Source organism: Photobacterium sagamiensis, from assembly GCF_050337085.1.
In the GTDB taxonomy this organism is placed as follows: domain Bacteria; phylum Pseudomonadota; class Gammaproteobacteria; order Enterobacterales; family Vibrionaceae; genus Photobacterium; species Photobacterium sagamiensis.
In genome coordinates this window covers 15,702-28,772 of the sequence record NZ_JAKJSP010000022.1, presented here as the reverse complement: position 1 = coordinate 28,772, position 13,071 = coordinate 15,702, and the positions used below count along the sequence as shown (strand labels likewise).

At 47.4% G+C, this 13,071-nt stretch carries 11 protein-coding genes; 8 read left to right on the top strand and 3 right to left on the bottom strand.

What is annotated here, in order from left to right; translation table 11 throughout:
* Nucleotides 1-170: 170 nt before the first annotated feature.
* On the top strand, nt 171-2,768 hold the full coding sequence (gene acnB, locus L4D76_RS10935; protein WP_428440937.1) for a bifunctional aconitate hydratase 2/2-methylisocitrate dehydratase: 2,598 nt from the start codon (nt 171-173) through the stop codon (nt 2,766-2,768).
* Nucleotides 2,769-2,933: 165 nt separating this feature from the next.
* Here the strand turns inward: acnB and L4D76_RS10930 are convergent, their stop codons facing one another.
* Complete coding sequence (locus L4D76_RS10930; protein ID WP_428440936.1) at nt 2,934-4,094, bottom strand: glycerate kinase; 1,161 nt, start codon at nt 4,092-4,094, stop codon at nt 2,934-2,936.
* A 400-nt stretch (nt 4,095-4,494) separates the two neighbouring features.
* On the opposite strand from L4D76_RS10930, the gene L4D76_RS10925 reads away from it, so the two are divergent.
* The 6 genes from L4D76_RS10925 (at nt 4,495) to L4D76_RS10900 (ending at nt 10,828) form a co-directional block, all read left to right on the top strand.
* Entirely contained in the window at nt 4,495-4,863 is a 369-nt protein-coding gene (locus L4D76_RS10925) for a YacL family protein (protein WP_428440935.1), read from the top strand.
* Between the two features lie 189 nt (nt 4,864-5,052).
* Nucleotides 5,053-5,391, top strand: coding sequence for a P-II family nitrogen regulator (locus L4D76_RS10920; RefSeq protein ID WP_428440934.1), 339 nt, complete (start codon nt 5,053-5,055; stop codon nt 5,389-5,391).
* A gap of 47 nt (nt 5,392-5,438) precedes the next feature.
* Nucleotides 5,439-6,668 (top strand): ammonium transporter, encoded by a 1,230-nt coding sequence (locus tag L4D76_RS10915; RefSeq protein WP_428440933.1) that lies wholly within the window; start codon nt 5,439-5,441, stop codon nt 6,666-6,668.
* A 262-nt stretch (nt 6,669-6,930) separates the two neighbouring features.
* Nucleotides 6,931-7,944, top strand: coding sequence for a Fe(3+) ABC transporter substrate-binding protein (locus L4D76_RS10910; RefSeq protein ID WP_428440932.1), 1,014 nt, complete (start codon nt 6,931-6,933; stop codon nt 7,942-7,944).
* A 215-nt stretch (nt 7,945-8,159) separates the two neighbouring features.
* A complete protein-coding gene (locus L4D76_RS10905; protein WP_428440931.1) occupies nt 8,160-9,788 on the top strand; it encodes an ABC transporter permease in 1,629 nt (542 codons plus the stop codon).
* Nucleotides 9,788-10,828: an ABC transporter ATP-binding protein gene (locus L4D76_RS10900; protein ID WP_428440930.1), complete on the top strand. Its 1,041-nt coding sequence runs from the start codon at nt 9,788-9,790 to the stop codon at nt 10,826-10,828. The genes L4D76_RS10905 and L4D76_RS10900 overlap by 1 nt, the downstream gene beginning before the upstream one ends.
* A gap of 81 nt (nt 10,829-10,909) precedes the next feature.
* On the opposite strand, the gene L4D76_RS10895 is transcribed toward L4D76_RS10900, so the two are convergent.
* The gene (locus L4D76_RS10895; protein WP_428440929.1) at nt 10,910-11,515 is read right to left on the bottom strand and encodes a TetR/AcrR family transcriptional regulator; all 606 of its coding nucleotides are present in this window, start codon (nt 11,513-11,515) and stop codon (nt 10,910-10,912) included.
* A gap of 226 nt (nt 11,516-11,741) precedes the next feature.
* Between L4D76_RS10895 and hpt the strand changes: the two genes are divergently transcribed.
* Nucleotides 11,742-12,275: a hypoxanthine phosphoribosyltransferase gene (gene hpt / locus L4D76_RS10890; protein ID WP_428440928.1), complete on the top strand. Its 534-nt coding sequence runs from the start codon at nt 11,742-11,744 to the stop codon at nt 12,273-12,275.
* Between the two features lie 61 nt (nt 12,276-12,336).
* Here hpt and can read toward each other — a convergent pair whose 3' ends face one another.
* Nucleotides 12,337-12,993: a carbonate dehydratase gene (gene can, locus L4D76_RS10885; RefSeq protein WP_428440927.1), complete on the bottom strand. Its 657-nt coding sequence runs from the start codon at nt 12,991-12,993 to the stop codon at nt 12,337-12,339.
* Between the last annotated feature and the right edge of the window lie 78 nt (nt 12,994-13,071).

The following is a 13,071-nucleotide window of genomic DNA, read 5'->3' as shown; positions in this document are numbered from 1 at the left end:
GGATTTTAATTTTAAGTTAAAAATGGTAAGGTGGGCGAACGGTTTTGATCTCTTCTGCACGCATTTGGATCTGAGTTGAGAAACAATACAGCGGGCATGATGTGAGGAGATCAATCACTTCCAAGGATGTTTGACCAATGAAGGTTAAACCGTAATAAGAGGAATATGTCGTGCTTGAAGCCTACCGTAAACACGTCGAAGAGCGTGCAGCAGAAGGGATTGTCCCTCAGCCATTACATGCTGAGCAGGTTGCCGCTCTGGTCGAGCTGTTAAAAACACCGCCAGCGGGTGAAGAATCTGTACTGCTTGATCTGCTAGAAAATCGTATTCCCCCAGGCGTAGATGAAGCTGCTTATGTTAAAGCGGGCTTCTTAGCTGCAATCACTCAAGGTGAAGCGGCATCTCCAATTGTTAGCAAAGAAAAAGCCGCAGAACTTCTTGGTACCATGCAGGGTGGTTATAACATTGAACCACTTATCTCTCTGCTTGATGATGCCGAGCTTGCTCCTATCGCTGTTAAGGTACTTTCTCACACCCTGCTGATGTTTGATTCTTTCTATGATGTCGAAGAAAAAGCCAAAGCGGGTAACGACTTTGCTAAGCAAGTTATTCAGTCATGGGCTGATGCTGAGTGGTTCCTGTCTAAGCCGGAACTGGCAGAAAAAATCACGCTGACAGTCTTTAAAGTGACGGGCGAAACCAATACTGATGATCTGTCACCCGCACCGGATGCCTGGTCTCGTCCGGATATTCCACTTCACGCCTTAGCCATGCTAAAAAATGAGCGTGAAGGCATTGAACCTGATCAACACGGTTCAATTGGTCCAATTAAACAAATTGAAGCTCTGCAGGAAAAAGGCCACCAGTTAGTTTATGTGGGTGACGTTGTGGGTACCGGCTCATCACGTAAATCGGCGACGAACTCCGTGCTTTGGTTTATGGGAGATGATATTCCAAACGTACCTAACAAGCGTGCTGGTGGTTATGTGCTGGGCGGTAAGATTGCCCCAATCTTCTTTAATACCATGGAAGATGCGGGCGCATTGCCTATCGAAGTCGATGTAACAGCATTGAATATGGGTGACGTGATTGATGTTTACCCATTTAAAGGTGAAGTTCGCCATCACGGCAGTGATGAAGTGGTCTCGACGTTTGAACTGAAAACCGATGTACTGGTTGATGAAGTGCGTGCTGGTGGCCGTATTCCGCTGATCATCGGGCGTGGCCTGACAGATCGTGCTCGCCAGTCACTTTCTCTTCCTTCTTCTGATGTGTTCCGTCGCCCTGGCGAGGTAGCAGATACCGGTAAAGGCTATAGCCTGGCGCAGAAGATGGTGGGTAAAGCCTGCGGTATCGAAGGTGTTCGTCCCGGCACATACTGTGAGCCTAAGATGACCACTGTCGGCTCGCAAGATACGACCGGGCCAATGACCCGTGATGAACTGAAAGATCTGGCGTGTCTTGGTTTCTCTGCCGAGCTAACCATGCAATCTTTCTGTCATACCTCGGCTTATCCAAAACCGATTGATGTAAAGACTCACCATACGCTACCGGATTTCATTATGAACCGTGGTGGTGTGGCATTGCGTCCGGGTGACGGTGTTATTCACTCCTGGCTAAACCGTATGCTACTGCCTGATACCGTCGGTACCGGTGGTGATTCACATACCCGTTTCCCATTGGGTATTTCATTCCCTGCGGGCTCAGGTCTGGTTGCATTTGCTGCGGCAACCGGTGTGATGCCACTTGATATGCCGGAATCCATCTTGGTTCGCTTTAAAGGTGAAATGCAAGAAGGGATCACCCTGCGTGATTTGGTTCATGCCATTCCTTATTACGCGATTCAGCAAGGTCTGCTGACTGTTGAGAAGGCTGGTAAGATCAACGAATTTTCTGGTCGAGTACTGGAAATTGAAGGTGTTGAGCACCTGACGGTTGAGCAGGCATTCGAACTGTCTGATGCATCAGCAGAGCGTAGTGCGGCGGGTTGTACCGTGAAGCTCTCTGAAGAATCTATTGCGGAATACCTCAACTCTAACATCGTGATGTTGAAGTGGATGATCTCTGAAGGTTACGGCGATCGTCGTACTATCGAGCGTCGCGTTACGGCGATGGAAGAGTGGTTGGCGAATCCTGAGCTAATGGAAGCTGACAAAGACGCGGAATACGCGCATGTTATCGACATTGATTTGGCTGATATCACTCAACCGATTCTTTGTGCACCAAACGATCCGGATGATGCGCGCCTGCTGTCTGATGTTCAGGGAACACAGATTGATGAAGTGTTCATTGGTTCTTGTATGACCAACATCGGCCACTTCCGTGCGGCTGGTAAGCTGTTAGAGAAATTCGGTGGCCAGTTAGATACCCGCCTATGGGTGGCTCCGCCAACCAAGATGGATAAAGATCAGCTAACCGAAGAAGGTTACTACGGTATCTTTGGCCGTGCCGGTGCGCGTATTGAAACGCCGGGTTGTTCACTATGTATGGGTAATCAGGCGCGTGTTGCTGATGAAGCGACCGTGATGTCGACATCTACCCGTAACTTTCCGAACCGACTGGGTACGGGGGCCAACGTGTACCTTTCTTCTGCTGAACTTGCGGCTGTGGGTGCGATCCTTGGCCGTATTCCGACCATGGAAGAGTACCTGGAGTATGCGAAACAGATTGATGCAACAGCTGCTGATACCTACCGTTACTTGAATTTCCATCGTATGGAAAGCTATACCAAGAAAGCGGATGATGTGATTATTCAGGCGGCAGTTTAAGTCATAGTTTCGAGGAACGTGATTCTAGAGGCGAGATAAATTCGCCCGAGGAAAGCAAGGCCTTGATAATTATAGAAAGGGTAAGCCATTTATTGGCTTACCCTTTTTTCTAGTTTCTAGTTTCTAGTTTCTAGTTTCTAGTTTCTAGTTTCTAGTTTCTAGTTTCTAGTTTCTAGTTTCTAGTTTCTCGCTACCTTTTCCCACAGTCAACATTGCTGCGACATTACGCGCTGTCATCTGGACATTGAAAGCAGCCTCATCCATAGCATCACTCAGTTCCATCGCCCGAGGAACGACACTAAAGACGGCATCAATACCGTGGTCATACACCACATTACAGTCACTCGATAAGCAGCCTGCAATACCGATCACCGGAAGATGAAACTTTTTCGCGGTACGGGCAACTCCGATCGGCGTTTTACCATGAATGGTCTGGCTGTCAATTCGGCCTTCACCAGTGATCACCAGATCAGCATCAGAGACTATTTCAGTTAAATTCACGGCATCCATCACGATATCGATACCGGGGCGCAGACTGGCATTCAGCAGGCCAAGCAGTGCGGCACCTAAGCCCCCGGCGGCTCCTGCCCCTGCCATATCTTTCACATCACGCCCGAGTTGCGTTTTGATGATATCTGCGTAGCGAGCCAGGTTGGCGTCAAGTTGCTCGACCATTTCTGGTGTCGCGCCTTTCTGCGGACCAAAGACATGTGAGGCACCTTTGGGGCCACAAAGCGGGTTATCGACATCACAAGCGACTTCAAGCTTGATTTTTGCCAGGCGAGGATTGATATCGCTGGTATCAATATGCGCCAGGCGCGCCAGTTCACCACCGCCGTAGCCAATTTCCTTGCCCTCGGCGTCCTGCATCTTGATCCCGAGAGCCTGCGCCATACCGATCCCCCCGTCATTCGTCGCGCTGCCGCCGATACCGACAATGATATGTTCAACCCCGTTGTCGAGGGCCGCCTTGATCAGCTCGCCGGTACCGAACGTTGTCGTGAGCAGTGGGTTGCGTTGCACTGGCGTCACAAGATGCAGGCCAGAAGCCGCTGCCATCTCGATGATCGCGGTTTTTCCGTCACCCATCAGGCCATAAAAGGCATCGACTTGTTGGCCTAGCGGGCCAGTAACTTGGTGCTCAACGATCGAACCATCGGTGGCATCGACCAGTGACTGCACGGTGCCTTCGCCGCCGTCGGCCATCGGCAGCTTATGGTATTCCGCATCTGGCAGAACCTGACGGAAGCCTGCTTCGATCGCCGTGGCAACTTCCATTGCCGTCAGGCTTTCTTTATATGAATCGGGAGCAATAACAATTTTCATCGTGATAAGTTTATACCCAAGTGACTTCGAGATGCTCGTTTCAGCGAGAATTTATTGGCTTCTAGGTAAGGCGCTGATTTGAAGACATAGTTGTTCTACGTCAAAAATCAGCAACGCAGCATAGAAGCCAATAAAACTCGCCCTTTGGGAGTGAGTCAGCGTGCCCACTTCTGCGTCAAATGAGCTTGAAAGGGGCAACCATTCCTGTGCTCATTTTTCTTGAATTGAACTCGCTGAACTCACTCTGAATCCTGCATCTTGAAGTCACTTGGGTATATGATCTCCATGGCATGCTCAACAATTTATCGGGCAATGGTCGCATTCAGTTGCAATCTTGAATCAGATCCTGAAAATGTGCGAACTTCAACACACATTACATTACCAGATTTTGAGGATAGCTATGGACTACGAATTTAAGAAAAATACCCTGGACGGTAGCTATCATGTGATTTTTTCCATGGGCCATGAAGCGCTGGGGCGCTGGTTGCTGGAAGAAGTCGGTAAAGACTTTGACAAGATGGATATGATTGAGGCCCAGATTGGTGCGCTAAAAAATAGCACCAAAGAATGGCGTCTGCTGGGTGAAGATCTCTCACTGGTACTGCAGGATAACGAAGCTTTAGTACAGGCTAACTGCATGTTTTCAGAAGAAGATGATGAGTTTGAAGAAGACATGCACTTTTATGACGAAGAGAGTATGTCGTTGTGTGGATTTGAAGATCTTGAGCAGGTATTGCATGCCTGGCGTGCATTCGTGACTCGCTTTTAAGAGGTTTCCATAATTCTCTTCTTTTTTGCATCCTTTCAGTGAAAAGGCCGCACCATATCGGTGCGGCCTTTTTCGTTTCTTCTCCTGTGTTTTTTTAAGCTGCTGAATTTAATGAACTTTAAAACTTGGCATAAAGCTTGTTAATAAACTTGTGTAAATCAGAAGGAATTTGAATTTAAGGAGCAGGCGATGAAATTGATTAACGCAATTATTAAACCTTTCAAACTGGATGATGTTCGTGAAGCGTTATCGGATGTTGGCGTTGAGGGGATGACAGTCTCTGAGGTCAAAGGTTTCGGCCGTCAGAAAGGACATACCGAGCTATATCGCGGAGCCGAATATCAGGTGGATTTTTTGCCGAAGGTAAAGCTGGAGATTGCGACTCAGGCCGAGAACATTGATGCCATTGTTGAGGCAATCACTAAAGCGGCACAAACCGGGAAAATTGGTGATGGCAAAATCTTTGTCTATGACCTGGACCATGCGGTCCGTATCCGGACTGGTGAGACAGACATCGAAGCACTTTAGGCTTAATGGAATAAATACAAATCTAGTGGTTATAGGGGAAGACGACAATGGAATTAACAACGACGGTAACTGAGCTGCGTTACGCACTCGATACATTCTTTTTCTTAATGTCAGGGGCGCTGGTGATGTGGATGGCGGCCGGGTTTGCCATGCTTGAAGCGGGTCTGGTGCGATCTAAGAACACCACTGAAATTCTGACTAAAAACTTTTGCTTGTATGCGATCGCCTGCACCATGTACTTGATTGTCGGATATAACGTCATGTACGTCGATAATGGTGAAGGTGGTTGGTTACCATCAATTGGTGCCTTAATTGGCAGCCAGGCTGAAGGGGCAGACCACTCGCTGGAATCTGATTTCTTCTTCCAGGTGGTATTTGTTGCTACCGCGATGTCTGTGGTCTCCGGCGCCGTTGCCGAGCGTATGAAACTATGGTCGTTCCTCTTTTTCTCTGTCATTTTTACGGCCTTCATTTACCCGATGGAAGGTTACTGGACCTGGGGCGGCGGCTTTTTGTCTGAAGCAGGTTTCAGCGACTTTGCGGGTTCCGGTATCGTTCACATGGCAGGTGCCGCAGCGGCTTTAGCGGGGGTATTACTGCTAGGTGCTCGTAAAGGTAAATACGGTAAGAATGGTGCAATTCACCCGATCCCAGGTTCAAACATGCCATTGGCAACAGTGGGTACATTCATTCTATGGTTCGGCTGGTTCGGTTTTAACGGCGGTTCGCAGCTGATGTTATCTGACTTTGAAAATGCCACAGCGGTTGGTCAGATATTCTTAAACACTAACGCAGCGGCTGCTGCCGGTGCGATTGCGGCGATAGCGGTATGTAAAACAACCTGGGGAAAAGCGGATCTAACCATGGTGTTAAACGGCGCATTGGCGGGTTTGGTTGCTATCACCGCGGATCCTTTATCACCGTCACCGATGGCTGCAGTGAGCATTGGTCTGGTTGCCGGCGCACTTGTGGTCTTCAGCATCATCGCCTTGGATAAAGTAAAAATTGATGATCCGGTCGGTGCAATTTCAGTTCATGGTGTGTGTGGCTTCTTTGGTCTGATGGTGGTGCCATTTAGCAATGCGGATGCAACGTTTGGCGCTCAGCTACTCGGTGCCGTGGTTATCTTTGGCTGGGTATTCGGGGCAAGCCTTGCGTTATGGGCCGTACTGAAAGCGACCATGGGTATTCGGGTCACGGAAGAAGAAGAGCTGGCAGGTATGGATTTACATGACTGCGGTATTGATGCTTATCCAGAGTTCGTCAGCGTGAAATAAATTCACTTTTATCTCTTCGTCAGCGAGGCCAATAGCGGTATAGGGAGTGCTATTGACCTCGCTGACTTTGAGCTAATGACTATTATAGCAATGAGCATCAAGTAACATATATCTATAACGCACCTTTAAGAAAACGCTGCCAGTTGGCAGCGTTTTTTTTGATTTTTTTGTTCTTGCGCATTGTTTTGTCGAAGTGCTTCAGTATAATTGATCGATATTGATAACTATTATCATTACACTTTGCATTTGGGGAATTTAATCGATGAAAAAGCTGTTGGCTTCGGCAATTCTGTTTGGTTTGGCTGCACCTCAGGTAGCAACTGCTGCCGAAGAAGTGAATGTTTACTCTTACCGCCAGCCTTTTTTGGTTGAACCTATGTTCAAAGAGTTCACTCAAGAAACGGGCATTAAAGTAAATGTAAAGTTTGCAAAAAAAGGCCTGACCGAGAAGCTGCAGCAAGAAGGAGAATACAGCCCGGCAGATGTTGTTCTGACAACCGATATCAGCCGTTTGGTTGAGTTGGCAGATAAGCACCTTGTGCAAGCTGTCGATAGCAAAGTCATTGAAGCGAACGTTCCGGCACAATACCGCGACTCTGAAGATGAGTGGTTTGCCCTGACGCTACGTACACGTAATGTTTACGCATCCCGTGATCGTGTCGGTCACCTGCCTGCTGAGTTTGATTATGCGGATCTGGCGAACCCTGAGTGGAAAGGTAAGGTCTGCACCCGTTCTGGTAAGCACCCGTACAATGTTTCATTGGTTTCATCGATGATCGCCCATTACGGTGAAGCGGAAGCCAAAGAGTGGCTGAAAGGCTTTAAAACCAACCTGGCACGTAAGCCACAAGGTAACGATCGCGCTCAGGTGAAAGCGGTTAAAGAAGGTCTGTGTGATCTGGCGATTGGTAACAGCTATTACCTTGGCAAGATGATCAACGACGAGAAGCAAAAGCCGTGGGCTGAGTCTGTTTTCATTGAATTCCCGGGTCAGAAAGCTAACGGTACCCACATTAACGTCAGTGGTATGGCAATGGCGAAATACGCGCCAAACAAAGAAAATGCCCAGAAGTTAATGGAGTTCCTGACTGACGATAAAGCACAGCAAATGTATGCAGAAGTTAACTATGAGTACCCGGTAAAAGCAGGCGTGAAACGTTCTGAGCTGGTGGCTTCCTGGGGTGACTTCAATGCTGATGAGCTATCGCTGGAAAAAGTGGCTGAGTACCACAGTGCAGCCATCAAGCTTCTGGATGAAGTGAAGTTTGATCTGTAAGTTGTAAAAGAAAGGGGCATAAAGCCCCTTTTTTGTTTTAAGCGAGTTTTGTTTAAAGCCAGGTATCTTTTCCAAAGAGCTGAGGTAGTTTCACCCACTTGAAAAATAGCATCACTATCTGGCAAAAATTGCAGGGTATAGCGAGGAGTTTAAAGTCTGAGTCAGTGTTGTGCAGAGACCATCAATTTGTTGCAAAGGGTAGTAAGTAGTAGGCAATGAAAGAAAAATATATGTTTTGGCAAACCAGTGGCTGGGTCTTATCTCTGCTGCTGGTTTTTCCCATTTTAGCTATCTTTTATACCGCGATGGGAGAATCCGATGAGGTGTTCTCCCATTTAATGAGTACGGTAATGGGCACCTATACCGCCAATACCTTCTGGCTGGTAACAGGTACCGTCGTACTGGCTCTGGTTTTCGGTTTGCCTTCGGCCTGGATCATGGCGATGTGTCGTATTCCTGGTGAAAAAATTCTCCAGTGGGCCCTGGTACTGCCACTGGCAATGCCAGGGTATATTGTTGGTTACATCTACACCGACTGGTTTGATTATGCCGGGCCGGTACAAATTTTTCTGCGTGACTTTTTTGGTTGGCAAAGCATTCATGACTACTGGTTTCCCGATATCCGTTCGTTAGGCGGTGCTTGTCTGGTGCTGGCATTGGTTCTCTATCCTTATATTTACCTGTTAGCCCGAACGGCATTTATGGAGCAAAGTGTCACCTTGCTGCAATCGGCAAGACTGTTGCGTTGCTCGCCATGGGAAAGTTTCCGTCGTATTTCACTGCCTTTAGCACGCCCGTCAATTGCGGTTGCTATTTCGCTGGTTGCAATGGAAACGCTGGGTGACTTCGGAACCGTCAGCTATTTTGCGCTGAATACGTTGACCACTGCGGTGTATGACACCTGGCTGGGTTATTCAAATTTAAATGCGGCCGCTAAAATATCAGCCATTATGCTGCTGGTGGTTTTTCTGCTGATCAGCGCCGAGCGTTTTAGTCGTCGTAAACAGAAACTCTTCCAGCAGCAATTTGAGCATGGTGACGATGTGCGCTATCAGCTATCGGGCATGAAAAAATGGCTGGCGATGGTGTGGTGTTGGGGGTTGGTGGGCTTTGCTTTTGTTTTTCCTCTAACGCAGCTGGCTTATTATGCCTGGCACTATTTTGCAAAGAGCTGGACGGCTGAATTCCAGCAGTACAGTTTAAACAGTTTATTTGTTTCGCTTGTCGCGGCTTTGTTTGCTGTTGTTCTGGCTTTGATTGTTAACTTTTACCACCGACTGGATGGCCATAAATATTCTGTCGTGCCGACGCGGATGGCATCACTGGGTTATGCGGTGCCGGGTACGGTGTTAGCGATTGGCGTGATGATCCCGCTGACATCGGCTGATCATCTGTTGAATGATGTGGCACGTTTTCTTGATTTAGGCCGCCCGGGACTGGTGTTCTCCGGGACCATGTTCGCCATTATTTTTGCTTTTGTTGTTCGTTTCGCCGCGGTGGCTATTGGTAGCATTGAAAGCAGTTTAGCCAAGATCCCGCCGTCATTAGACATGGCTTCGAAAACCATGGGCTATGCCTCGACGGCCATGTTGCGTCGCGTGCATTTACCGCTGATCCGTCGCGGTTGCCTGATTGCGGGTTTGCTGGTGTTTATTGAATCAATGAAAGAGCTGAATGCCGCCTTGCTGCTTCGCCCTTTTAACTTTGAGACATTAGCAACCTATGTTTTTAACTTCGCCTCAGATGAACAGTTAGAGCTTGCGGCTCTGCCTGCGATTTTATTGGTCTTTGTTGGCTTGATCCCACTGGTGATGGTTAACCGTTCTTTGGAGCAGAAACACTGATGAGTAGTGCATTATCCGTTCATAACTTAACTTGCCGCTATAACGGCCAGGCGGTATTACAGAATCTCTCACTGCCTGTCGAAGATAATGAAATCGTCTGCCTGCTGGGGGCGAGTGGTTGTGGTAAAACAACCTTGCTCAAGGCGATAGCCGGCTTGTTGCCATTGGAAAGTGGTGAGATACATATCAACGGCCGAACCATTGTTGATGCCACAACCTGGTTACCGCCAGAAAAGCGTAATATTGGAATGATTTTCCAGGATTATGCGTTATTTCCGCATCTGACCGTGGCTGAGAATATTGCATTTGGCCTGCGAGACTGGGAGCAATCACGGGTTAAGGCAAAAATTCAGGAAATGCTGGAGTTGGTTCATTTAACCGGTCTCGATGACCGCTATCCGCATCAGTTGTCGGGCGGGCAGCAACAGCGGGTCGCGATTGCCCGTGCATTAGCGTGCGAGCCTGATCTGATTTTGCTGGATGAGCCGTTTTCGAATATTGATACTCAGGTGCGCCATGGCTTGATCCGCGACATTCGCCGGATCTTTAAAGCGCAAGGTGTAACCGCGATTTTCGTGACTCACAGTCGTGAGGAAGCGTTTGCTTTTGCCGATCGTTTAGCGGTAATGAATAATGGTGTGATTGAACAATTTGGTTGCGCGACTGAACTGTATTACCGCCCAAGCAGCCGTTTTGTTGCAGAGTTCTTAGGCACGGGCTCTTACCTGCCTGCGACAGTGAAAAATGACAGTCATTTATTTACGCCATTCGGTGATATTGAATTTAAAGCTGACCATCAGTATCGCCAGGATACGAATGTTGAGTGGTTATTGCGTCCGCAGAACTTAAAAGTGCAACGAGAGAATAATGGCGAAGGGGTGATCACCGAGCAACAGTTCATGGGTGATAATTGCCGTTATACGGTGGATTTCCAGGGCCATAGTTTAGTGGTCAATTCACACTTGATCCTTCAGATTGGCGATAAAGTTGCGGTCAACATTGAACCGCATGATCCAGTGGTATTTGCCACCGCCTGCTAGTGGTGGCAAGGTTTGATTGATATGTAAAGGCCAGCATGATGTTGGCCTTTTTAATAGAGTATTTAAGTCTGATTAAATATGTCACGCCGGATAGACGGTGTCGAGATAGCTTTGTGCCTGTTCACGCATTTTGTCCAGATCCGGATGGCGATTTGTCTGAAGGTAAAGAATATAACAAATGCCGTGCAGCAGATGTGCCAGATCATCAGGCGTTTTATCTGCCGCTATTTCACCATTTTCTATCCCTTGGGCAAAGATTTCAGTAACACGTTTCAGGCTGCTTTTGTTGCCACTTATATACTGCGGCCAGATTTCTTCGCGTACCGATGTACTCCACTCAAACCATACCTTCAGCCAGTCTTGCTGTTCGATAACGGCATCAATGAGATTATGGGTAATTCCGGTTAAACGGGCGTGAAGACTCTTATCTTGGTCTTCCAGGCATTGCGCCAGCAGTTGGCTGAAACGGTTTTCTACCTGAACAAGCACCTGTTCAACTAATGCTTCTCGGGTAGGGAAGTAGTTAAACACCGTGGCAACCGAAACGTTTGCCATTTCAGCTATATCAGCATGTCCTGCTCTGCCAATACCACGTCGGGCGAAGACATCTAAGGCAAAATCGAGAAGTTGTTGTTTCCTTTTTTCCGGAGACAAACGAGTGCGCGTTTTTTTTACTATCGTATCCATAGTTGCTTGTTCCCTAGCCGTAAGTATTTGTAAGTTTTATGTGTTTCTATTTTTGTATAACTTTACAGCAGCAACTGATATGCATCAAATTTTACTTGGGTGAAGTGTATCGAATAATTGACACTATCTATAAAATAACTATTACGTTGAATGAGTGTTAGAATATGGATTCTGTGTGATATGTAGCCTACAGGCGGCTGGTGCGGTCGTACTGATGGAGAAAAAGATGAAACATACCGTTGAAGTAATGATTTCTGAGCAGGATGTTCAGGCACGAGTAAAAGAGTTAGGAAAGCAAATTACCGAGTGTTACAAGGACTCTGAAAACCTTGTGATGGTCGGTTTGTTACGAGGTTCTTTTATTTTTATGGCCGATCTGGCGCGTGCCATTGAACTTCCTCATGAAGTAGACTTCATGACTGCATCAAGTTACGGCAATACAATGGAAAGTAACCGTGATGTCCGTATCCTGAAAGATCTGGATGATGACATCAAAGGTAAAGATGTTCTGCTGGTGGAAGATATTATCGATACCGGTAATACCTTAAATAAAGTTTGCGAAATTCTGTCCCTGCGTGAGCCAAACTCTATCCGTATCTGTACTCTGCTTGATAAGCCCGAGCGCCGTGAAGTGGACGTGAAGGTTGACTGGTTTGGTTTCGTGATCCCTGATGAGTTTGTTGTCGGCGTGGGTATCGACTACGCACAGAAATACCGCCATTTGCCTTACATTGGTAAAGTTGTACCGCTGGAAGATTAATACTAATGACAGCGTAAAGCGTTATTCTAAAAAAGCGACCAGAGGTCGCTTTTTTATTGGCTTATGATTCTTTCGGTGCGAGTAGTGCTGACATGGCAGCTTGGTAGGTGACTTCCAGACTTTCCCGACTGGTTGCGTTGACGCCAAGATCCCGGAGGACGCCATCGTCGATCCCGTAGATCCAGCCATGAATTTTGATATCCTGACCACGTTCCCAGGCCTGTTGCAGGATGGTGGAATTACCCAGGTTATAGACCTGCGAGGCAACATTGATTTCACATAATTTATTATCCCACTCTTCACGGGATAATGCGCCCAGATCACTGCGATGTTTTAAATACAAATCACGGATATGCAACAGCCAGTTATTGATCAGCCCTAAGGGCGGATTTTCAATGGCGGCTGTCACCCCGCCGCAACCATAATGGCCGCAGACAATAATATGTTTGACCTTCAGGACGTCAACGGCATATTGCACCACAGAGAGACAATTCAAATCGGTGTGGACGACCTGGTTGGCCACATTACGGTGAACAAACAATTCTCCTGAATCCAGGCCGGTCAGGCGCTCTGCCGGAACCCGGCTATCAGAACAACCAATCCAGAGATACTCCGGGTATTGTGCTTCTGCCAGATGAGAAAAGAACTCTGGCTTTTCTTCCTTAATGTTCTCTGACCAAGAGAGATTATTTGCGAATAACTGCTTAATATCTGTCATGATGATGCCTTAATCTGATAGATTCCTTACTATACACAAGCTGGGCTGATAGCAAATCGGATTAGTTGTAATTTTTCT

Excerpts from the sequence above, each read along its gene's own strand:
- L4D76_RS10930 (WP_428440936.1), bottom strand. The coding sequence starts at position 4,094 with ATGAAAATTGTTATTGCTCCCGATTCATATAAAGAAAGCCTGACGGCA.
- L4D76_RS10925 (WP_428440935.1), top strand. The coding sequence starts at position 4,495 with ATGGACTACGAATTTAAGAAAAATACCCTGGACGGTAGCTATCATGTG.
- L4D76_RS10920 (WP_428440934.1), top strand. The coding sequence starts at position 5,053 with ATGAAATTGATTAACGCAATTATTAAACCTTTCAAACTGGATGATGTT.
- L4D76_RS10915 (WP_428440933.1), top strand. The coding sequence starts at position 5,439 with ATGGAATTAACAACGACGGTAACTGAGCTGCGTTACGCACTCGATACA.
- L4D76_RS10910 (WP_428440932.1), top strand. The coding sequence starts at position 6,931 with ATGAAAAAGCTGTTGGCTTCGGCAATTCTGTTTGGTTTGGCTGCACCT.
- L4D76_RS10905 (WP_428440931.1), top strand. The coding sequence starts at position 8,160 with ATGAAAGAAAAATATATGTTTTGGCAAACCAGTGGCTGGGTCTTATCT.
- L4D76_RS10900 (WP_428440930.1), top strand. The coding sequence starts at position 9,788 with ATGAGTAGTGCATTATCCGTTCATAACTTAACTTGCCGCTATAACGGC.
- L4D76_RS10895 (WP_428440929.1), bottom strand. The coding sequence starts at position 11,515 with ATGGATACGATAGTAAAAAAAACGCGCACTCGTTTGTCTCCGGAAAAA.
- hpt (WP_428440928.1), top strand. The coding sequence starts at position 11,742 with ATGAAACATACCGTTGAAGTAATGATTTCTGAGCAGGATGTTCAGGCA.
- can (WP_428440927.1), bottom strand. The coding sequence starts at position 12,993 with ATGACAGATATTAAGCAGTTATTCGCAAATAATCTCTCTTGGTCAGAG.